Annotated in this window: 15 protein-coding genes; 4 read left to right on the top strand and 11 right to left on the bottom strand. The window is 33.7% G+C overall.

What is annotated here, in order from left to right; all coding sequences use genetic code 11:
- Positions 1-30: 30 nt before the first annotated feature.
- From H6W53_RS18975 to mobA, 5 genes are all read right to left on the bottom strand, one after another.
- Positions 31-2,547, bottom strand: a complete 2,517-nt coding sequence (locus H6W53_RS18975; protein WP_185208970.1) for an Hsp70 family protein — start codon at positions 2,545-2,547, stop codon at positions 31-33.
- A 17-nt stretch (positions 2,548-2,564) separates the two neighbouring features.
- The gene (locus H6W53_RS18970; protein ID WP_185208968.1) at positions 2,565-3,470 is read right to left on the bottom strand and encodes a hypothetical protein; all 906 of its coding nucleotides are present in this window, start codon (positions 3,468-3,470) and stop codon (positions 2,565-2,567) included.
- Positions 3,471-5,378, bottom strand: coding sequence for a hypothetical protein (locus H6W53_RS18965; protein ID WP_185208966.1), 1,908 nt, complete (start codon positions 5,376-5,378; stop codon positions 3,471-3,473). It abuts the gene before it with no gap.
- A 355-nt stretch (positions 5,379-5,733) separates the two neighbouring features.
- Positions 5,734-6,996 carry a conjugal transfer protein MobB gene (mobB, locus tag H6W53_RS18960; RefSeq protein ID WP_185208964.1) on the bottom strand — a complete coding sequence of 421 codons (1,263 nt, stop codon included), beginning with the start codon at positions 6,994-6,996 and terminating at the stop codon, positions 5,734-5,736.
- A gap of 4 nt (positions 6,997-7,000) precedes the next feature.
- A complete protein-coding gene (gene mobA, locus H6W53_RS18955; protein ID WP_185208962.1) occupies positions 7,001-7,435 on the bottom strand; it encodes a conjugal transfer protein MobA in 435 nt (144 codons plus the stop codon).
- Between the two features lie 547 nt (positions 7,436-7,982).
- On the opposite strand from mobA, the gene H6W53_RS18950 reads away from it, so the two are divergent.
- From H6W53_RS18950 to H6W53_RS18935, 4 genes are all read left to right on the top strand, one after another.
- The gene (locus tag H6W53_RS18950) at positions 7,983-8,474 is read left to right on the top strand and encodes a DUF3408 domain-containing protein (protein WP_185208959.1); all 492 of its coding nucleotides are present in this window, start codon (positions 7,983-7,985) and stop codon (positions 8,472-8,474) included.
- 502 nt (positions 8,475-8,976) lie between these two features.
- On the top strand, positions 8,977-9,357 hold the full coding sequence (locus H6W53_RS18945; RefSeq protein WP_228457837.1) for a hypothetical protein: 381 nt from the start codon (positions 8,977-8,979) through the stop codon (positions 9,355-9,357).
- 100 nt (positions 9,358-9,457) lie between these two features.
- Positions 9,458-9,754: a helix-turn-helix domain-containing protein gene (locus tag H6W53_RS18940; protein ID WP_078795240.1), complete on the top strand. Its 297-nt coding sequence runs from the start codon at positions 9,458-9,460 to the stop codon at positions 9,752-9,754.
- A complete protein-coding gene (locus H6W53_RS18935; protein WP_034979496.1) occupies positions 9,751-10,032 on the top strand; it encodes a helix-turn-helix domain-containing protein in 282 nt (93 codons plus the stop codon). Before H6W53_RS18940 ends, H6W53_RS18935 begins: the two co-directional genes overlap by 4 nt.
- 112 nt (positions 10,033-10,144) lie before the next feature.
- Here the strand turns inward: H6W53_RS18935 and H6W53_RS18930 are convergent, their stop codons facing one another.
- From H6W53_RS18930 to mads7, 6 genes are all read right to left on the bottom strand, one after another.
- A complete protein-coding gene (locus H6W53_RS18930; protein ID WP_185208954.1) occupies positions 10,145-12,385 on the bottom strand; it encodes a DUF262 domain-containing protein in 2,241 nt (746 codons plus the stop codon).
- Positions 12,375-14,204, bottom strand: coding sequence for a DUF262 domain-containing protein (locus H6W53_RS18925; protein WP_185208952.1), 1,830 nt, complete (start codon positions 14,202-14,204; stop codon positions 12,375-12,377). Before H6W53_RS18925 ends, H6W53_RS18930 begins: the two co-directional genes overlap by 11 nt.
- A 232-nt stretch (positions 14,205-14,436) precedes the next feature.
- The gene (locus H6W53_RS18920) at positions 14,437-15,687 is read right to left on the bottom strand and encodes a site-specific integrase (RefSeq protein ID WP_185208950.1); all 1,251 of its coding nucleotides are present in this window, start codon (positions 15,685-15,687) and stop codon (positions 14,437-14,439) included.
- 553 nt (positions 15,688-16,240) lie between these two features.
- Complete coding sequence (locus tag H6W53_RS18915; RefSeq protein ID WP_098972117.1) at positions 16,241-16,930, bottom strand: PP2C family protein-serine/threonine phosphatase; 690 nt, start codon at positions 16,928-16,930, stop codon at positions 16,241-16,243.
- A complete protein-coding gene (mads8, locus tag H6W53_RS18910; protein WP_228426233.1) occupies positions 16,930-22,209 on the bottom strand; it encodes a methylation-associated defense system ATP-binding protein MAD8 in 5,280 nt (1,759 codons plus the stop codon). The genes H6W53_RS18915 and mads8 overlap by 1 nt, the downstream gene beginning before the upstream one ends.
- Before the next feature lie 109 nt (positions 22,210-22,318).
- Positions 22,319-23,875, bottom strand: a complete 1,557-nt coding sequence (mads7, locus tag H6W53_RS18905) for a methylation-associated defense system protein MAD7 (protein ID WP_098972121.1) — start codon at positions 23,873-23,875, stop codon at positions 22,319-22,321.
- Between the last annotated feature and the right edge of the window lies 1 nt (position 23,876).

Here is a 23,876-nt window from a genome sequence, read left to right as displayed (position 1 = left end):
TATAATGCTTCTTCGGAATTACTGGTTTTTCTAACCAACCAAAACAGAATCGTCTCCGCTTGGTCTTTCCTCATTTGGCAACAAATTGATTAAGTCAACAACAATTGGATGTAAGTCATCTGTATTGGGGTTTTCTCCGATTTGTTGTAAGCCTTCATTTAATAATTGTCTTGCTCTATTACTGTCCTTCCAATGGTATGAAGCAAAATGTTGATTGTGTTGTCTGATGAAATTAATAAGTTGATATACTAATGTCATTTGGAAAAATACTGAATGGATTTCTTCTGCCAATGCTTTACCTAATTTGATGTCTTGTGATTTCAAAACTTCTTCTAATTGATTTCGCAACTGATTAACAACTTGTGTTGAACGGTCGTTTCCTAAATCTTTATTGGCTTTTTCTAATCTGTAAAATTCTTCTTTTAGTTCTTCTTCCAGTTTTGGCCATTCTGTTGTTTCGCTTAATTCGTCAATAGTTTTAAGCGTTTTCCTAAGATTAGTCAATACTTCTTGTTTTCCATCCACATCGTTTTTGCTGTTTTCAAACTTTCTCTCCAGTTCGGCTATTTCAGTTTCTGCCTTTTGGACTTTATCATCGCTTATTCCTTCGTCTTTTAGTTCTTCAATGCTTCCTTTTGCTTTGCGGATTTCATTAGAAAGCCAACTGGTTTCTACTGACTGAACGGTATCAGTTGGAACTTCGATTTCTGACGTATGGTCTAAATATGGGAAATATGCCTGAATAGAAACTTTTTGCGACTTATCTATGCTAATCGTTAAATCTACATCGCTGTTATCGGGTAATAATGCAGGTAAATCTGCTCCGCTAATTATGATGTCATAAACGTGTTCATTATAGATGGCTCTCGTTCCATCAGCACCGTGTTCGCCTTGATATAACGGAATTTTGATAAAATCAGAATCCATTCCGGGGCGAATTTGTTTCTGAGTTTTTAATCCATTTGCTGTACCTGTTGCAGGTAAAGATTTATTTTGTTCCAATCCTGAAACTTGCCTAAATTCAATTTTCCCTGTTTCTCTTTTTTTAATCTCGATACCCCAATTAAGTGTAAGTCCTTGCATTGAGTTCAAACCCCCAATTCCTTGAATTATTGTAAACTCTTTGGGTTCACTTTCTAAAAGATTTCCTTTGTCATCAAATAATGTTACTTCAAAACCATTAGTTTTACCTTCTATAAGTTGTGTTTCAATTACTTCTCCAATTTCGTTTATTTCAACTTTTCCGCTTGACCACGCTTTGTCACTTCGTGTAATTTCTGCGAAAACTTTTTCAGGAATTGTTCCTTCTGTTTTATCAATTAGAATTTTTAGCGTAACAAATTCTTCTAACTCAACAGTGGAAGCTTCGTGTCCTATTTCGATTTGAATTTTGGATTTATCTCTTGTCTGCTCTTTTATTTCTTCTGAAATACTTACTGTAGATGCATACAAAGCAGCACCTTTTGATACTACTGTCATTGGGTCAACGGTAGTGTCAGGTTTGCAAATTTGCTTCTCCAACATTTTTCTGATAATTGGAGAAAAAGTCGGACCTCCAACTAAAATCAAGGAATCTAAAGACGAACCTTTTAGGTTGTTACGCTCTAAAAGTTTTTTTGAAATATCAACAGCCTTTTGAAAAACAGGCGATAAAACATTTTCTAAATCTGCTTGTGTTATCGTTAAATCAATTTCGATATCTTCTCCATCATCATCAGTTCCTGCGCCTTCCTCTTTGTATAAATTGAATTCATTTTTAAAGGAAAGCTCATTTTTCAATTCTTCTGCAAACGGCTTTAATGCTTCACGGTATTTTGCTTTTTTATGGTCATCATTTAAAATACCATTAATCGAAAAATTCTCTTGAATATGTGGAATGATAATTTCGTCAACAACAGCCAAATCTAAATTTTTACCACCTAAATAATTATCTCCTTCGGTATCAGCAACTTTCATAATACCGTCTTCCACTTTCAATAAAGCTGCATCAAAAGTTCCCCCACCAAAATCGAAAACTAACCAAAAACCGTCTTTGTTCTTATTATCTAAACCATAAGCCATTGCAGCCGCAACAGGTTCTTGCAAAACTTCTGCATGTTCAAATCCTGCTAACTTTGCAGCACGCCTTGTAGCATCAATTTGATTGTTTTTGAAAGCGGCAGGAACTGTAATTACTACTGCATTTACAGCTTCATCAGTTACAAATGATTTCAACGTTTTTAAAACTTCTGCGGACAATTCTTCTGAACTTAAATCTTTATCCAAGTTGGAACTGAAATATTTCCTATCTGTTCCCATTGTTCTTTTGAACTCGATAAATGCATTGGGCTCAATATCTTTTGATAAACTAGCTTCTTGCTCGCTTCTGTAAACTGCGAACGCCTTTTTTCCTGCTAAAACACCTTTTTTGTTGTAAGCTATACAAGACGGCATTGTGTCGTCCAGACCATTAACTTTAATTATTTTTGCCTCTCCGTTTTCAATTCTTGAAATAGCGGAATTGGTTGTACCTAAGTCGATACCGTAATCTATTTTAGTTCTTGCCATTATAGTTTGGGAATATTTTAGTTTTGCGATACATCTACTTGTGCTCTTTGAATAAGAACATCATTATAATTTACTTGTGGTTTGATAACTGCCGTGATAACCTTTCTTCCTTCTGTTAGATTTTCGTCTGTTATGAAGTTAATGACGTCAATATTCATTCTCTCGTCATAGTCTTTGTTAAGAAGATTGACCATTTCATAACCATTGGAAGCAAAGTTTGCCTGAATTCTTTCTATACCTTTTACAAGTGGTTTTAATCCTTTGGTATCATCATCCATTTTGGATATGTTCTTTTGCATTCTTACAATCTCGTCAGCGACTTTCAAAGCTAAAGAATGGTCGATTTCAATGTTAGAATTAGTAGGAGTAATTTGTTTTTCCTCTTGTTTCAATTTTAATTGCGACTCCAAAACTTCTACCAGTTTGCTATCTAACTTAATGCTTTCTTCTTCCAAAGCTGTTTTGGTATTTTTGATTTGAGTTTCTACGTCAGTTTTACTGTTGGCAATACGTTTTCCTAATAACCAATAGATAATTCCGCCTAAAAGTAATGTTGCCAATGTCGCAATTATCCAATACAAACGATTGGTGCTTACATCTTTGTCTAACTTGGAGATGCTATCTTTTGCGGTTGTTTCTGTCTGTTGGATTTTTGTACCCAAATCGTCTGCAATCGATTTAATATTTTGAACATTTTGACTTGTCTCCGTTTTAAGGCTGTCAATCTGCTTTTCTTGATTTTCAGTTTTTACGGAAAGAGTAGACAATTCTGATTTATACTGATTGATTACAGATTGTTGATTGTTTAGTTTTTGTTTTAAAACAGAAATTTCCTGCTGTTGCTTTTGCAGTTCTGTATTTTGTTCCTGTGCGAAAAGTGTTGTTGCACAAAATAGTATTGGAATGAGTATAGTTTTTTTCATTTATTTATTCATTAGAGTTTGCTTAGCTTTTTTGATTTTATCTTGAACAGCCTTTACTTCTTTCTGTTTAGTTTCAGAAGACCTAAACCACTGAAATTTTTCAACTTCTTTCAATTCGTTTTCAAAAAAATGAACACTTTTGGTAAGCTCAGTCTTCTTTGCAGGAGACCAATCAACTTGAAAAGTTTTAGTATAGATTTTGTAATGATCTACATAAATTTCAATTTTATGTTCGCCAACCATATAGCTACATTCTTTAGCATTTCCATAACCACCGAGGTCAATCACACTGCTTTGAGGTGTTATTGTTAGGTCATTGACACTTGTATATCCTTTTGGAGAAGTTTTTGAATTATTACTGTATTTTCCTTCTGGATTTATGTATTTCTTATAGATGGAAATCTTTTGTGTTCCTGTTGAGCGAACTTTTAATTTTATTCCAACATATCTAATATCCTCTATAAAAAATGGTTTTTCAATAATTTTTGAGTTTGAATCTGTATTTGAAATCTCTGCGGACAGAATTTCAAAAGATAATTTCGGAGCAATTTTTTTATAAATCTCAATTATGCGTGAAATTGTGGCAGATTTTAACGAGTTGTTTTCTGTCCAATTAATTAATTCCCAAAACTCTTTTTTAGCCTCAGATTTATCACTTTCTTTGATTTTCTTTAAATTCTTATCTGTTAAAATTCCAGACAACAAATCATTTACGTTTCCCCAATTTATTGAGTTTCTAATATTATCCTTTACTGCACCCCAATTTATAGACTTATGCCCTAACTTTATTAATACGTCATTTTTCTCAAGGTCTCTGACTTCTTGGTTAATTTTCCTCTCATTATCTTCATACATTAGTTTAACAGACTTTAGAACTTCTACAATTTGAGAAAGTTCTTGGTCTTTCATTTCTTCAAGTGTACTAATATTTTCTTTTACCTTGTTTTTCGTAGCATCATTTATGGCTACACTTTCGGCTAATTTTGCCAACTTCATAGCTTCTTCAAGATAATTACCGCTTTTTTCCTGTTCCTGGCTTTCGTTGAAGTAATCAACAGAGCACTGTAAAATCTCTTTCGCAATATTATCACCCAATATTTTGTATTGTAAATTAGCATTACCTACAATTGATTTTAATAGTGCTAATTCGCTTTTGGTGTTAGTGTATAAATCTGTTCCAAATTTATATGCATTGCCTTTGTTATTTAATCGCTTTTTATTGCATTGTTCAATTTGAACTTCAATTTTATGAACAGGTTCTTCCGTAAATTTTTTGGAAAGATATTTTTGAGCAGTTCCGTTACAATTGCTAAACAGCTCCATTGCTTCTGAAGTTGAATATTTGCCTTTGAATAGTGTTAGTAATTCATCAATTAATAGTTCAATTTGCTTCGGCGTATCAATAGAAAAAGTCTCGTCAGCAACTGTATGAACAAAATCTTTGAAATTTTCCGATTCAATTAGTTTTATTTTGGTAGTAATTCCTCGTTTTAAATCTTCTTTAGAATGTCCCAACAAATAAAGCGTACTGATATTATTGAAAGCTGAATAATTTTTTGAGTTAACCTCTTTGTCATTGCTTAATTTTTCCCAAATTTCAAAAGCTTTTTCTTTGTTTCCGCTTATCAGATGTTGGATTGCGGTATTATCAATGGGATTGAGATTGAGAAACCAAAATAGAGAATAGAAAACTTTATTCTGATTTTGTTCGATGTCAGAAAAAGCTTTATCGATAATGGTACTACTCCTTGACAAGGATGATAGAAAAGGGAAATCATATTCAGAAGAAATCTCTTTTCCTACTTCACTGAATCTCTTGATTTTACTTTTTTGTTTCAGAATATCTTTCTCGGAACTATTGGCGAGAATCCCTGCAATTCTGTATGGATTATTTATAATTGATTTCATTATAATTTCTACGGTCTGGCAATTTAAATTAGTTTTTTTAAATTTTCTTACGGGTTTCCGTAAAGATAAAAAAAATAACGTGAGCTAATTCCCCTTGCTCGTATCTGCGGTGGTCGAATACCGATAGCACAAAGCAAAAAGGAACGCCCACGCTTTACCGTAGGCGTTTCCACTCTTACTTTCCTGTGCTATTTGAAATTTTCGACCTTTCAGATACAGGAATTTATAAAGCGAAACGCTATAATTATATATCTATTTTTCTTTTATTTAACTCATTAAAACTTGTTTTGTTCTTCTGCAAAGATATGAAAAATACGTCAGGGATTTGACGTGTGAAGTATCTACAAAGTCTATTTTACAATCTTCTCCCTTTCTTCTTTTTCTTCATTTGTTTAGCAAACTGTTCTTCCTCGTAGTCTTCGCCTTGTGCATTAGGTAGCAAGCTGAATAATCCTAAATCGTAATTAGCCGAATGTTCATTTGAAAGAAATTCAAAAAGGTCTTTCGTTGGAGAATAGTCCAATGTACTTGTATTGAAAACAGGGTTATCCTGTATTTTCAGTTCGGGTTTATTTCCGTTGTTCCACCACTGGTTAAACATATTTGCCGACAGGCTTCTATCTAATTGCGAACCGTTCCAAATACTTCGGCTTTCGTGGTCGATGAACGTGATACCGTAAATCCGTCCGCTTTCATTTTTACGGACAATCGTATTGATACCTTGCTCTACAAGTTGCTTTTTAAATTCCGTTTCGTTGTTTGTGGTGTGTATCGCAAGCTCCACCGTGTTTTTCAGAACAGACCTTGCAGGGGTGGTTTTCATTTTCTCTTTGGACTGCTCAAAGTGCTTTTGAAGTTCTGCAACGCCTGCATCTTTTCCGAAAAGTGATGCTTTAAATGGATTACTTACTTTGTTTCCGTTTTCGTCCAATGCCACATACACCAATCCGTTTACGGTCTGTCCGTTCCGTTCACCTTTGACTTGCTCCGCTGTGATGTTGAAAAGAGAAAGTAACGCATTGTAGCTACCCATAGTTGAAAAGTTGTAATACTTGGGCAGATGCCTTACTACCGAAGCAATCTGACTTTTAATGTCGCCATTTTTATGATTTACAGGCTTGAAAACTTTATTGGCTTGTTTCTGCTCTTGTTCGGTTGCTTTGTGCAGGTTGTATTTCTGTTCTAAATTCCGACAAATAGCCATTGAACGTGGATGGTCGTAATCATCAGGGATTTTCTTTCCGTCAATTCCCACGCAGGTCGAAACGATATGGATATGCGTGCGGTCAATATCCGTATGCTTGAAAACTATGTAAGGTTGGTTGCCGTAGCCCATACGTTCCATATATTCTTGTGCCATATCCGTAAACTGCTCATCGCTAACCTTATCCGCAGGATCTGGGTTCAGCGATATATGCCGTACCGTCTTTTCTGTTTTGATATTAGCAGACAGATATGGTTCAAAGCATTTATTAAAATAGGCAACGGAATACTTACCGTCCACCGTGTCAGGTATCTTGTTCAGCAATAAAACCGCTCCGTTTTCCTTATCCACTTTTTGTTGATTGTACAAAATCGCTCCATACATATTGCCTCCTTTTCCAATTTTTGCAATCATAACTTTACTCTTTTTTCAAATACTTCTCTTCAAATTCCTGTGTCAAACGGATGACTTCTTTTGTGACTTGTACCAATTCAATGGTTTCTTTTTCCAATTTAAAAAGGTATGTTCCTGCTTTTTTCTCTGAAAAATTGCGGTACAATATCTTCACAACCTGATTATAATTTGTTCCGATTGCTCGGAACTGGCTAAAAAATCGGGTCAATTTTTCGTGATAATCTAATGCATCCATATCAATTTTTACGGTCTTTACCGTCTTCTGAAAGATGCAAGCGGTAATAAAATGAGCAATGACTTTCATTTCTGACTGGTCAAAGAGAGCAAGAAATTTAGCATTATCCTCCGCATTCAGGTTGATAGAATACCGATGAACCGCAGGGTCAATCTTTGGTTTTCTTCCTGATTTCTTAATCTGTTTTCTGTTTTTCTCTTCCATAATAATCCATTTTAATTTTTAAACAAACGGGCGACTTCGGAGCCGTTTCCAGCCCCCTGCAAGGGCAAGTGCTTTTGAGGTGCCGAAATTCATTTCGAGTACCTCAAAAGATAACTTGCTCTGAACAGGAGTTCAGAAAAATCCGTTTTACAAACGGATTGGAGTTAGCCGAAAAAATCAACTGCTCCGATTACAAAGTTCGATAAGACTATTTGAATAACAGCTACTTACAATTACGCCAAATAAAGCCAATGAACGCCAAATAGTGCCACCACTATACGGTTTGGAACTGCTTTTATTTCCTTTGTATATAGTTAGTTGGCTGATTGGTTATATCCTTATTAAAGTAAATAAATAGCATAAATCCTGACAGCTAATCTGCGTGATTGAATGCAGACTAATTACAAATTTTTGAGTTAATGAACTAGCCAATTAAGAGTATGCATGTGCATAGGTGGATAGTTGGTTACATAGATACAACTGTATATACAGCTGATTGCTTAGTTAAGCAAACAGTTAATTGGATATAATATTAAAAATAAGAGATATGATAAACGAAGAAAACAAAAATCAGCAACCCGAAAAAGAGGATTTCTCTATTGAAAATTTCCTAACTGATGAAAAGAAGCAACCTTTGACGGAACAACAGGCAGTAACACATCGTGCAGATTTTGCTAAACCCGAAGTAGACGAGGAAGCGATGATGCTTGTAATGGCTGGAGAAGAACCTAAGGAAACGGAAGATACAAAACCGACATCAAGTAACGCAAAAAGAACTGTTTCAAAACCAAAGAAGCTAAACAAAGAGGACTATTGCGAACAGTTTTTTAAAATCCCGACTACAACGGCAAGCAGGGGGAAATCGGTCTATGTAAGGCAGGAGCATCACGAAACATTTAACAGGCTTATCAATATTATGGGCATAGACAAGCTGACAATTTATGCGTATCTAGACAATATTATCGAATACCACTTTCAGGAGTTCGGGGAATTGATTAACGAAATCTACAACGAAAAACACAAGCCGTTGTTTTTATAACCGTTCTTTGGTCAGGATGCGTAACTCCCCATTAAAATTGTTTCCAAAAGAAAAAAACAGAAAAAAAAGAAAGCCATTACAACAAGGCGGACAAGGGGAAAAGCCAAAAGGAAACGGAATAAATCCCGAAGGGTGGCAGGGCAAACACAACAACTCGGCGAAGCCTCCTTTTTTGTCCTGCCATTATGCCGTAGTCTTTTGGCGGTGCGGTGCGATGGCTGTCAGCCTTAATTTTGCTACCTTTTTGTTCTTTTTTAATCAATTCCAATCAAAGAAAGGGTGCAAAAAACACGTAAGGGCTAAGGATAGGGTATTTTTGGTATGCTTTCCTTTATCCGTACAAAACTCTTTAAATGTGTGAGGGCTTTGCGAGGAAAATTTAAAGTGTTTTAAGGATTACTTTCTATTTATATCGTGCCAACATAAGCCAAATACTGCCACGTAATGCCAAATGAAAACAATACATTCCTTTGGGTTCTATATTGAGGAAAATTTTGAACCTATGGCACAAAAAGTAATAACCGACAAAGAGCGTAAAGAAAAAGAACTGTCCAATAAAAAAGAGGATGCACCTTTTATGCAGGTCGATAAGCATAGCGACCCGATTTCCAATTTCATTACAAACCTTAAACGTCAATTCAGAGATACAAAGGGTTTAGGTCTAGGCAAGCTGTTCGGGGGCAAACGTGTTGAACAACAAAAACAAACTGCCGAACCTGAAAGCATAATAGGTGCTACAAAAACGATGGTGCATTCGGATTTCAAAAACAATGAAAAAAGTCAGACTGTACAGAAAAACAAAAAGACTGCTTCGAAGACAGACAATGTAATCAAACCACAACAGGCTCGCCCGAAAAACAATAAACCAAAATTGGGATTATAGCCGAGTATTTGGCAACTGCACGCCAAATACCGCCATCGGATGCAACATTAGAATAACCTATGGCAATAGCTTTTATTTTCGAGGTTTAAATGATGCAGATATGGAAATAACAGTTTTAGACATTCAGATTTTAAAGGCACTGCATAGGGAAGTAAAGGAAGTTTCTCTATTGATTGCAGAAATGACTGCACCCTACAAAGCATTACAACAGGCAACGAAATGGCTCGACCAACAGGAAGCTTGTCAACTTCTCAATATTAGCAAAAGAACGTTGCAGACTTACAGGGCAAAAGGCATTCTTGGGGCAACGCAAATCAATCGGAAAACATATTTCAGATTGTCCGAAGTGGAGTTACTTATGCAGGGAGAGCGACCATTAAAAAAGCAAAATAAATGAAACAGATTGGAAATTCAAACGAGGATATGCTTGCTCTGCTCGAAGCTGTGGTAGGCATCAAAAATGAACTGCTGTATATCAGGGAATATTTCCACCCACTCTTAAAAGGGGAAATCTACCTTTCAGGCGAACAGGTTTGCGAGATGCTACACATTAGCAAACGGACGTTGCAACAGTACAGAGATGACGGACTGATACCTTTTATCAAACTCGAACGGAAAATCTTGTTTCGTGAAAGCGATATTATTAAGGTATTGGAAGATAACTATCAGCGTTAGCCGATTGTCTGAAACTGTAACCGTATCAGTCAATTAAAGAAACAGCCCACTGCTTAAAGCGGTGGGCTGTTTTTTTTCATTTATTTTAAGTATATTACTTGGACAGTCCAAATTATGTCTGTGTCATTCCAGTCAATATTTGTTCAAGTAGCTCTACCCTGTCCTGCAAATCAATTCCATCTTCAGACTGAGGAACAATATAGCACCCCTTATTGTCAATGATTCCACTTTTTTCCAAATCGTCCAATAAAGTATTTGCAGTTCTCTCTGTCATACCATTCTCAAATAAAAAACCATTTGGTACTGAACAAATAAAAACCTTTTTACGTTTATGAGAGAAAACCAGTTTTGCTCCATAATTATCAAGACTGATATTTTTAATTCTTTTTGAACTTGTCAACTCTCTTAAAAACGGATCCCAATGCCATCCGTTAAACTGTCTCTCTTTCATTTTCCAGATACAATAATCATTACCTTCCCAAAAGAAATAATAACCTTGGTTACAATTCTCCCTAAATGAAGAATATTTCATAAAGTAATATCTCCAGTCTTTTGGTTTATCGGAATAATCGGAAAGAATTTCTTCAATTTTTTGCTGAATTGAAACCGATTGATTGGCTATGAAGAAATCTAAACATTCTAAAACGACTGTTCCTGTTTTTTTGTGAAAATGTGATTTATTATATCCTGGTGTTGTTAGAAAGTTTCTGACCACACGACTTTTATCTGACATTAAATTGGTCAACGTACCATCGTCCTGTGAATAATCTCCGAAACTCAATAAAAGATTACTCTTAGTATTAAAATCTGAAATAATTTCATTTTCATCAAATAGTCCTAAAAATTTCTCTGCTCTATTTTTAAAATCTCCAACTAAGGGGAATAAAGAAATACTTCCTCTAAATATCTCGCTATCTTCAAGTTTCAGAAGAAATTCTTTACTCGTGGGTGTTTGATTTATATACTCATTTTTAGATTTTTCTTCTTCGATTTGGTCAGTTTTAAATGTTTTGAAAACTGCTAAATCTCCGTTTTTAATAAAGTGTTCAGCTTCGGAAAAACTATTTCCTAAAACAGATTCACGTAGTTCATTTTCGGAGTTTACGACTAAATTACGTAAGGTTCTTATTTGTTTATTAAAAGTATTACTTGGTGTTTTGAGATGTGTAAAACAAGCTAACAGTAAAATTTGTTCGGGAAAAGATAAACCTCTGTAATCTGAATAGTGAAACAAACAGCGCTTTAAAAGATTCGTGTCTTTGTGTTGAAAAAACAACCTTGTCTTGTCAGAATCAAAGTCATCTTTTTCAATATAGAATAAGTTATTCCAAAAGGCAGGTTCTTGTTGTTCTTGTTTGCATATAGCGTCTAATGTGTCAAACAAAAAATTTTGATTCTCAATAGTGCCGTAAATGGTTTTTAGTAATTCGGGAGATTCTACCGTATTTGCATATCGCAAATCATTTGAGTCTTTCAAATCATCTTTGAAAGAAATTATCGAAGTGATAAAATTAAAAAGGTTGAGAAAGGAGTTATCAACTGTTAAAGCAATGTCGTCATCTTCTGATAATGATCCCAATTCAAAAATGATATGCCAGACAGTATCAGCCCAAATCCCGTCAATAGATTCCTCAAAGCGCTTTCTTTGTTTTGGTTCTGAAATTATCTCTGCAAATCCAGCCTTAAAATATTCAAATTCGGTTAAGGGCTTTCCACGAGAGTTCATTTTTATGTACAAATCGTCAGTTAAACCAACTTTGTCCATATCTAATTTGTAGAAATAGAACGGTGAATTTCCGATAACTTTCCATACAGAATTTATGTTTAAGTCACTATATCTTAACTCAATATCCTTGAGTACAACAAGCATTGCCTGAATGCTTGGGTCGAAGTCCCAAGTTTCAAAATACCAAGGCTGATTTGTAATTTCCTCGTTGATATGATTGTGTGAAAATTCGGGCTTAAACCTAATCAAATTTCTATAAAACTCGGTGGTACTGTGTCTTGTTTCATATAGAAAGTTAGCAAGAAAAGTTACCTCGTCATCTGAAATATTTTCTTTTACAGAAACAAACCAATACAACAACCAAAGTGTTGTTAATCTTTGTTGACCGTCAATGGGTACAAAAGTTATTTGATTGTTAGAATCTTGTTCATTGAATCCGTAAATAAAATCAAGCTCAATCTCAACATCTGGATTTAACTGTTTCTTGAAAATAAAGTCAAATAAAACGTCTAAAAAGTCTTTTCGAATTTTATTGGTTTTATTGTCTGTTCGTCCTTGTGCATAATCTCGTTGAATAATTGGTATTTCAACCTTATTGCGTAATATTTCAATGTAATTATTTCTCATTTTCTTCAACTATTTCAGGTTTGTATAGTTTTACACATTTACGGATTTCGTTTGAGTAAGCATCTCGTTCGTCTTTTGTCCAAACAGAATAATGTTGACCATTGTTGGATGCATAATATTTCAGAAAAATCCGTTTGGTAGCCAATGGAATAAAAGTTCCTGTTCTGTCCAATTCAATAATTTTTCTACGTTTTACCTCAAAAACAGAATTGCTCAACGAAATATTTTCAGTAAGTCCGAGTAATGCCATATTTTGAATTTTATGTAAATATTCGTTCTCATTGCTGTTTTCAGATGGGATGAGTCTTAAAATCCGTTCACTCAATGATTTAAAATCTTCGTACCTATATGTCTTTTCATCAATTGAGTCAGCTTCTGCAATAATTTTCTTTGCTTTCTCTTTATCAGTAGCCACATTCAATAATATGTTGGTGTGTGAGCGAAGCCAACTGAACCATTCCTCCCTTTTGTTCTCGTTTATTCCTTCAATATTTTGTGCGTGAATGTGTTCCAAGCTTTTTGTAATGCTTTTGTACATTTCAAAAGGAAAAAATTCATTACTATTTTTATTGGCTCTCGTTAGCTCAATATTGGTTAAAAGTAAAACTTTAATAATTTTTTCGTGGTCGCTTCTTTTGTCGTAACTTAGGTCTTCCCAATCATCGTCAATTCCGTTTGAAATTAGCTGATCTATTTCTTTTTCAAAATTTTGCTTCGTGTTAGTTTTTTTGATTTGTATCAAATTACCAATAGGTGTTCCAGTACTAATGAGATAGCCAATTTTATGATAGAGATTTTTGTTAGAATACCAATAAGCCAAGGAACGGTAGATTTCTTCTAGCTCAATCCATTTTTTCCAAAGAGAATCGGCAGTTTCTTTTTCATCAAAAAAGTGAATAAAACTGAATAAAGGGTCTTTCTCATTTGGTGTTTTCTTGGCAACTATATCAAACAGATATTCAATTTTATTGCTGAATTTATCTGATTTTTCGTTTGAAACAAAAGCCCAGAATTTCGGATTGTTAAGTTGGTTTTCAATTTCATCCCATATTTGGACTAATTGTGTTCTGCGTTTAATTTTGTCATCCTCTGGCATTCCTTTAAAACTGTCGGAATTAACAAATTTTGCTTTAATCAATTCAGCACTTGTAAGCGGTATTTTCCCACGATTTAAACGAGTAAAAAGCTCTTCGCTCTTTTGTTCTGTATCTTTTATCTCATACCAAATTACTTGTATACTCCACTCAGGAAGTTGTATTTCTCCTTTGTCGTTTGGCAAAATACTTGGCAGAATGATTTTTAGCATTTCATCTTTAACTTGCCTTGGAATCCCTTTATTACCGTCTTCGAACCATTCCTTAATACATTTATACGCCTCGCTCATATAGTATAAGTCGGGTTTGGTATTGTTAACTTGGTTGGATTCCAAAAAGATCTTGGATTCAAGTCTTGTTTTGTAATAAATGGAATAAAGATTATCGGGATAGCCTTCGGATTTCAAATTATTCTGAAGGTATTCTAACGTTAAGTAGGTAACAATACGATGAAGGGTTGTTAAGCGTTGTTGTCCGTCAATAAGTTCAAAGCCTTGTATGCTATTTCCGTTGATGTCTTGCCAATCCGCTTTTCTTACCACTACGGGTTGTAAGCAATAGAATGTGTTTCTGTTATTAGTTTCTTGCCTGTATTCCCAAATATCATTAAGTAATTGTAATACATTTGTTTTTGTCCATCTGTAACCTCGTTGGTATTCTGGGATATAAAAATTATACCCTAAAAGCTCGGTTATGCTCAATGTTTTAATTTTATTTTCTTGCATAATTTGTCAAATAATCCATTTTTTTTGTCAGTAAGAAAGATGCTTCAATCGAAAATTTATCGTTTTGATCTTACTATTAAAGCGATATTTTATCCCTCGATTACTTTGAAACATCCTTGTATTTTTTAAAATCCATACAGTGCTAATAAAGTATGTTTTCGGTAGTCGCTAAATTACAAAAAAAGTCAAGGCTGGACTCCTTGACTTTTCTTGATTAGTTTTAAATATCTGTTTAAAGTTGTGAAACAAAAGAGCTTTCCATCCCCTTAAATTTGTGTGATACTTTTTGCATATCCTTACCTACTTTCTCGTTGAGTATCTTGGCATAAATTTGCGTTGTGGCAATGTTTTTATGCCCTAACATTTTGCTCAAACTCTCTAACGGAACTCCCTCGCTCAAAAATAGCGTGGCAAACGTATGGCGTGCCAAGTGAAAGGTTACTTTCTTTTCTTTCAGGCAGTCAATCAGTTGTGATGTTCTCTTTAGTCTATCATTACAGACTGTATTTGATGGTACAGGAAATACCTTTCCGTCTTTTGAAAATCCTGCATATTTTTCGATAATCATTTTGGGGATATCCAACAGCATCACGTTTGACGATGTGGCTGTTTTTTTCCTACGTATGATAATCCACTGGTTACCGTCAAAGAAATCCTGAATATTGCTGTTTCTAAGCCCTTTCATATCTGAATAGGAAAGACCAGTAAAGCAACTGAAAACAAACAGGTCTTTAACCAATTCGTCTTTCTTTTTCTCGCAGTTGAACATTACAAGCTGTTCCAACTCGCTTCGTAACAGATAACCTCTGTCTTTGTCCTTTTTGGTATTCTTGTATTCGCTGAACGGATTAAAAGCAAGGTGCTTTCTGCTCATTGCCAATCGGCAAAGCGTGGTAAATCCAATCATATACAGCCAAATGGTGTTGTGTGTCAAACTTTGGTCGTCACGCAGGTAATAATCAAAGTCCTGCACAAAGTCAGATGTAACGTCGTTGAATGATAAGTCAGAGCAACCGTATTTTGTAAATGCAAAATTTCGTAGGTGTTTCAAAAGTGTTTTGTACTTACTGCGTGTACCATTGACCCGAAGTCCATTATTGACCTTTTTCTCATAGTCAGAAAGGAACTGTTCATAGAATTTGAAAAAGGTCAGTTCTCCGCTTTCCATCCCAAGAACGGCATTTTTAAGTTTGGTACTGTTTACAACTCCCTCATTCTTTAAAATTTTGGAATAGCATTCTTCGATACCCAAACGAATTTTATCAAGTTTGCTGTTTGTGTCTTGGGCTTCTCGGCTTTTTCCCAAAACTCTGCCATACTTCAAATCCCAATTCGATACGGAAATATCCAACTTGGTGCTAAATGCAGATTGTTTGCCGTTTACAGTAATCCTGCACATAACCGTAACTTTTCCGTTTTTCTTTGGGGCGTTTTTTTTAAGGTAGAACAATACCTTAAATGTTGATTTTTTTGTCGTTTCCATACTCACAATTCTTAATGATAAAATTAAACCTATGTGAGCTACGGAACAATATGAAAAACTATGCAAAAAGCTGAAATACAGCATTTTAAAACAATTACTTCTGATATTTAAAAGTAACGTTTTAGTAACCTTACTTTTGTCTATCGTTGCTTTTTCCTGCTTTTTACCTCATTAACAAAAAATCAAAAAAACGATTGTAAAGCCTTTATTTACAATCGTTTTACCTGTTATTAATCTTTAGTGTATTTTTACTGAAAATTTTATTTTAAAGTTTTCAGGAAAAAGTTGTATTGGTTGAATACTAAATTTTATAAGGAAAATCAAAAGATTAAAATGACTGATAAGTAAACAGTGTTTATCGTCTTTTTTTATTTTCTTTTTAAATGTGTTTACTTTGAACAGATTACTATGGTCAATTTTTCAAGATTCTACACTTTAGCTCATCACAAATACACAAGGGATATTACTTGTATAAACGCAGCGTTATCAGACTAATATTAAGCTGATAACATTCCATTCAAATTAATGAACGATGAGTCATATCGATGGATGCCTAAAATGCAATGGTAACAACAGAATAATTATCTTGTGCCTCTTTGAGAAATTGGCTTTCTAGTTCTTGCAAGCCATTTCCTTTCTTAATATATTCAAGTATCTGTTCGACAGAAATAGTATTATGCACCCCATCTGAACAAATAATAAAAATGTCATCTTCTGAAAACCGGATGGACTGATATCCGATACTAGATTCAGAAGGTTTTCCTGATATAGATCTAGTTACGATATGTTTATATCGCTCTAAAGATTTCTCTTCTTTTATGCTGTCGGATTCTAATAGGCTATTTATTAGTGTATGACTCTTGGTCTGAAACAAAACTTTATCCTTACTTACTAGGTAAACCATTACGTCTCCAACCCAAAAAAAATGGGAGATATTTTTATTTACAATAATACCGCCTATCGTAGCACCAGATTTAATATTATTTTTGATATTGAATTGTTTGATCGCCAAATTGGCTTTTTGAACAGCTTGCTGTATATTTTGTTCATTGATGTTGTCAGCATAATTGAGGAATGTAAAGATGTTCTCAGAAACAATCTTTGCAGCTTCATCTCCTCTATCATAACCACCCATACCGTCAGCAATAAGAAAAAAAGAAGCACCAGACTCTAACTTGTCAATGCAGATAAAATCTTGATTACTTTCTCTTTTTCCTGTTCCTGTTATCTGTTGCATTTTCATTAGTTTCCTGTGGCCTTTTTTGTTGCTCCTCCGTGATTAGTAACTCTTGGTCTTGTACTTATTTTTACCGGCTTTGTTGTTATACTTTGTTCAGATGCTTTGGAAGCCCATAGGAAGCCTTCACCAGGTTTCAAGACACTCATATCAGCAGAAGTCAAACTATTCAATTGAGTCAAGGATTTTTGAATATGCTTTAACCATTGTGGAGAGTTAAACTTATGGAGTAATACAATACTGCTTAATTCAATGATTTCATTTGGTAAGCTTGGTGGATCTTGACTAGCAATCATTATACTGACTCCTTTGTGCCTCATTTCTCGAATTGCTGTAACTATATTATTGGTCAAGTCCTTATTGTCCATATATTTATGAGCTTCGTCAAAAACAATGAACTTGTTAAAATGCTTGTCATTAAAAGTTTTTACCCCTGAAAAAATATTAAGCATAATCACAAATAACCCTAACGCTTCGTCCTTAACAATAAACTCATCTCGTAAATCTACAATGACTAATCTCCCCGGTTTCAAAACTCCTTTAAGAAAGAAACTATCATCAATATATTCTTGGGCAAAACTAAGTTTCTGCCTAGCTAAAGATTTTTGAGTGTTTGAAAGTAGTTCAGATGTCTCCACACTTTCTCTTAATCCTTCCAACGTAATATTTCGACGTTGTTCTTTCATCATAAATTTCAATTGTTTAATATATGATGAGTCGTTTCCCACTGCACCTAATAAAAACATCCAGTCTTGAACATTCAGCTCTTTAGAGTTAAAGGCTATAGGTTCAACCTGAATCGATGGAAATTCTTCTCTACGCTCGTCAACTTTATCCGAAGGAGTTAATATAACAACATCTTCTATCTTATCTGGTTCAGCACTATATAATTCTTTTAATTTCTCTAACTCAGTTGGGTTAGTATTAGCATTAATCATCGAAGTAAATTCCGGTTCGTAGTCCATACTTTCACTATAATGGAATATAACGCCCGCTAAAGGAGAAGGAAGCTTATTGATGTTCGAAAATTGCTTTAACACCATTTCGCTAATCGTACCGATTGTATAACTTTTTCCTCCACCTTGAACTCCAAATAAACTTATGGTATTGGTTTCGGACAGATCTATAGCAATTTTTTTGTTATGTATTGATGTACCGATAATTCCAAACTGATTAGAAACGCTATTTTTTCCTACAATAATATCAAATTCAGGTGTATTGTAAGTTGTGTCATTCTTTTCGGGAACAACTTGATTACTCTTTTCCTCTTCGTTAGATTCTGTTGGTCGGTCAATTGTAGATTCGTTATTATCCTTTTCAAAAGAGTCTTCTACGTCCTTTTCAGTTGAGTCCTGAATGTCTTGATTGCCTTTTTTCTGTTCGTCAGAAGATACCTTAAGTTTTGACTTAAACTTCTGTATAAATGGCTTTAACTTGTTGTTAGATTCGAATGCAGAAACCAATTCTTTATTAAGTTCTGTATCCTCCAATCTCTTAGTATTCAAATCAGAATCCGGATCTAAAATATCACTTATTAGTTTATGACCAAAAGTAAAAATGGTTGTATTGTCATCGAAATTTTGCTTTTGATGTTTTTGTTCAAAAGAAAAGTCGAAGATAAATCCTAATCGGATGAATTTTATTTCAAATCCATTATTAAGAGTTTGAATAAAATCAATATAGCTATTATAAGCATTTTCAGACAGATAATTATATCTATAAGCTCTTTCAATATAAAAGCTGAATAACGATTTTAATTCCTTGTTTTTTATTTCACGGTCTAAACGATCATTACTCTTGTAATCATTTGGATCAAAGTGATATTTGATTGTAGCAATTGTATTATCAATTTGCTCAATCATTCTCGTCTTTAATTCTTCTCGTTCTGCTATTCCTAAAGAACTTCTACATTTTATTTCTAAAACAGCTATTTTTATTTCTCTTTTCTCCTTGTTTATCGTAATAAACAAATTGTCTGCACGACTTTTAGAGTTTGTATTCAGGCTCTCAAAAAGATTTTGATGCAAATCAATCGGAATAAGAAATGCATTCTCCAACAAACCTTTTTTCTCCAAAACTCTTTTAGAAAAAGCGGTACCTATAGCTTCAAAAGCTTTGTTTTTTGAAGAGTTTAGTTGCAATACCAAAGAACTACTGATTGCTCTTAAATCTTCAAGAATAGTTTGGATCTTACTTCGGCTTTCAGCACTTTCCATATTTAATCCGAAAGATTCAAAATGAGGACTTAATAATCCTATTATCTCACTTGAAGGCTTAGTGGTAAGATAAGAGGAAATACCCGACACTTCTTCGCCAGGAACATAGTCTAATAGAAAAGGAATTTTCCCATTTTCAGAAGGCTGATCAAAAACTTGAGGACCTAAGTTTTTATCAAATGTAATTACCCAATCCGAATATTCGTGTAAATGTGCTAATAACACTTGATCTCTGTTCGTCAAACTTAATTGTGTAGCAGGAACAGCCTCTGTAGCATGGAAAGCCAAAGAACCTGACGTAAAAACCTGATACGAATTGTAAAGTTTATTAATCAGATTTTCTTTTGTATTTTCAATTTTGACATAATTATTCCAAGTTATTTTTTCAGGCTCCTGAATGATTTCAACATCAGTTGCTGGGTCAATAATTAAGCTGTTCAGATAAGCAGATTTATAGAATCTGTACGGTTTGTATAAAGTGATTTTTGTTGCAAATGGATTGACTAAAAAACTAATATGAGCATTGTAAATCTCTGGATTTTGTACAAAATCATTGATATTGTTAATAGAAAATCTCAATTTAGGAAACAATCTATTTTTTGAAGGCTGAGAAAATAGTTCGGCTTCTTCACTAATGTTTGTTTCAGGATTAAGTAAAGCTTTTAAAGCCAATCCGTGTTCAATCAATGATTCTTGTCCTACAAAAATTCGAACTTCAAACTTGGTATTGTAGTATTCAGGATACTTACTCACATCTACAAATGCATCAGCAAACACCTCAGCATCACCAACATTAAATAAATTAATGATTAGCATATCTGTATATGGATGTTGTATTAAAAAATTCTTTAGATGTTTAATTACTAATGTTTTACTAACATCATTATGAACGATATTTCCAGGATCAATATTCAATAAATGTTTAAAATAGTGTTTTAATTGATGTGAAATAGGAACAAGCGAATCATTTGGATTCAGTGTAAATACATTAATATAAATTCCCCAGCCGAAACTTAGTTCTCCAAGGTATTCATAGTTCATTAATTGACTGGGATCAACTAATACCAATGGATTGTTGCTCGGAATCAATTCTCCTAAAAATAAGTTTTCCAAAGATTGCCATTCCTTGATATGGTCATTATATTGAAGTGTCTTATTAAACCATTCCTCGAATTGGTCAATAAGATTCATAAACCAAGTCAACCTAAGTGGGTGAAGTGGCGATAATAAAACCGCAGAAACAGAACCTTCAGTTGGTAATTTTGTTTTAATTTTTACCGTATCCAAAAACTGGACTTCTGCGTAAAGAAGCTTGATATTTTCCTTGTCTTCTTCTGAAACTTCGGATTTTTCAATCTTTTTATTAAGATTTACTAACCAATTATTGTAATGTTCTAAATAGGCATTAATATCCTCTTTTAAATCGTAAAGATTTGTAGTTTCCAACACACCGTTCTCAGAATTATTTGAGTTTTTGATTTTCTCAAAAACAACTTTTCGTGATTCTAATAACTTCTTTGGAGCTATATCTGTCAAACTACTAATCCTGTATTCAATATTTTGTAATCCCAGCGTAGTGTTATTATTACTAATGGTCACGTTCGTAAAACCAAAGTGTTGACTATTATTCAGAATCTCATTTTCTATCAATCTTAGCTTTGATGACAACATAATTTGATAATTATGCTTATTTGAATAATTGATATGAAAGATAGATGATAATTTAAGTTTATCATCATTTAGCCAAGTGTTAGATTGATCGCTTGGAGTAGGACTATTTATAACAGTGTCTTGTCTCAGACCATCAATATTGTATTTGAAAAATGCTTGAAGAACATTGTTCAACTTATCTTTACGTATTGTTTCTTCTTTTTCGGTATTACTGTCAACTGCATAGTCGAAATCCTCCGAATCGCATTTCAATTTATAACGAAGTTCTTTTTTACTTTCAGGAGAAAATTCATTCTCTTCCCACTCTCGTTGTATCGAATCTTCATAAAAATCATCATTTACATTTAAAACATTCCCCAATTCATCTTCCGCTAATACTTTAAAAAAATATGAACCTTCCTCAATATTATTCGCATTGAGTTCTATTTTAGCTTCTCGATAGGCTTGTTTAGCATTTGTATTTTTTAATTTTCTAATCGTGATTATTTCTTGACCTGAAAAACCATCCACAGCCATTAAAACAACCCTGAAGTATTTCAATTCTTCAATATCTTTTGGTTCAGGTGTAGTTTTAAAACGAATAGTAACTTTTGGGTTAGAAGTCCCATCAGATAGAAGAACTTTTTTACCTTCCTCAATAGTAAAATCTGTTGATCGAATTTCAACAATTTCCAATTTTACTTCTTTAAAATTAAGACTTGGAATTTCCCATTTATCAAACCATAATTTGGGGTATTTTTCTCCAATTAACGCTACAAGCCTATTCAATGAAGTAATATCCTCTTCATCTTTGAATAACTGTATAAAATCTTTTTGAAGTGAATCTTTTTTTATTTGAAGCTCATCAACTCGGTCATAAACAGGTTTATTAAAAGATGCAAGTATATTACAACTTGTAATATTTAGATTAAGTCTTGAACGAATCAGATTCTCGTCTTCAACCAATTTAAGATCTGGCAACAAGTCTAAATAAAACAGATTTCGCCCAATACTTTCTTTTGTAAATAACTCCATTTCTAATGCTAAAAGATAGCTCAACAAGCTTGTTCGATTAGAGTTACCAATATAGTTAATCACGGTGCGAACAAATGCAGACAGCTCCTCTGGAATTTTATTCTGAAGTTTGGCAGCTAAAATAGGCTCTATGCGTTCCAAAGAAATTTCTTTAAACGTAGCATTGCCATAAGAATCTTCTGCAGCGGTTCTGCTATTTGAAGGAACAAGAATAAGCAATGGTTTTTTCTGCTGATTTCGCAATTCGATTAGTTTCGTTGCAGAAATATAATAATTACCTTGTTGTGTTTCATCAACAATATAAGTATCTAAGTTCTTGAAATGTGTTGCAATAACTTCCCAAAGCGAAAATAATTGCTCATTCCCCAGACCTGTAATTTTCATACAATGTCCCGGTTTAGCATTCTCGAACTCATTTTTGTATAGTTCTACAATTAGTTCGATGATGTATTGATAGTAACGTGTTAAAATATTGACGTTCATTATTTTTTAATTATGATAGTTCGTAACGAGGCCTTATTTTTTGCAGGATGTATGCATCACTTAAATCATTATAAAAGCCTATCTGCCTCAATTTTATTTTAAAGGCTTCTACATTTTCTTTAAACGCTAAGTGAGTATGAAGATCCGTGTTTTGAAAACGTTCTTCCTCTAATCCATTTATAATTAATCCATAACGTTCTTTCAGATTATTCATCAATTCTTCAATAGACAAGCTTTGAGTAATAAACTTATCGCCTTCCAAATGCAAAACCTGTATTTGAACCAAAGCTTCTAATAATCTGGTTCCAAGCATATATCTTCGAGGATATTTTTTACTTCTTCCTTGAGCTAAAAATCCTCTTTCGCTATTTTTTTGTGATAAACTGTCTAATAATTCTATGTGATCCTTCTGTAAGCGTTTTCCTCTCACTTTTAAAAGTAATTCAACGTATCTATCAAAATAGGTCGTTTCATATTTTACCATTTCGGCGAGTAAGTCTTTATCATCTTCGTCTTGCTCATTATAGACGATATCCCAATACGCCTCAAACTTCGTTTCGTATTGATTCAACTCATTTTTAAGAACTTCCAACGCTTTTTCTATGCTATCCGAATTGGATTCGTCTAACTTTAGTTTTTGGATAATACTATTAATTTTAAATGTAGCTTTGATGTATTTGTATAGTGAATTATATGTTTTTTCCGCTTCAGCTATTGCAATAGAAGAAACTTTACTTTCAAAATCGTCTGTAGCATCAATCACAATATTCCAATCATCAACAACATCTTTTGTTCCCACCTCAATCATTTTTGGCAATAAATAAATGACTTTATTTATATACAAAGCGAGGTGAAATGAAGTAATTGTTTTCAGATAATCAATCAAAATATTTCTCGGGATTTTGGATTTATACACCAACAATCTTCGAACATCATCGCAAAATAATTCTGCTTGTTCTATTAAAAGAGGTTTTACTTTATTGAGCGTTGTGTTACTCTCCATAAAGCCAGGATTCACATTCTTTATCAAATATAAAATTCCCAAACTATCTACGTCCAATTCTTTTGATTGAAGTAATGTGTTGGTTGTTTTATCCCATCCCTCAGCTAAAAAATTCCGAAGATCTTCTTTTACAATTGGGTTTTGTCCTAACATCAGGTAAACTTGATCTGCTGTAAAATAATCTCTTGTATTGGGAACATTTCTTACCCGATAACTTTCAAGATGGATAGGTCTTAACGAAGATATTTTTTCTTTTTCAGAATTCCCACGGTTTACCATATTGACAAGATTGGTACGTAACCAAAGCTCTACCGCTTCGGGATTTTCTTTAAAACCTTCCAATTCATTACTTTCTTCCAGTTTTTGGAAAATGTTTTTTAGTTTATCAAGTTCAATAAAAACACTGTCACCCCTTCTTGTTCGTTGTTTAGGACGAATACCTTCATGCTTTAAAAGCATAAAAAGATTGACCAAGGTATTATCTATTCTAATCGTTTTGGCATCAGCCGTAAAAAGGAGTTCATTTCTAAATGTACTTTCCTGTTTGTTTAGTTTGATTGCCATA

The organism is Chryseobacterium sp. C3 (assembly GCF_014218905.1).
GTDB lineage: Bacteria > Bacteroidota > Bacteroidia > Flavobacteriales > Weeksellaceae > Chryseobacterium > Chryseobacterium mucoviscidosis.
The sequence above is the reverse complement of the archived record's forward strand: the minus strand, read 5'-3'. Positions and strand labels throughout refer to the sequence as shown.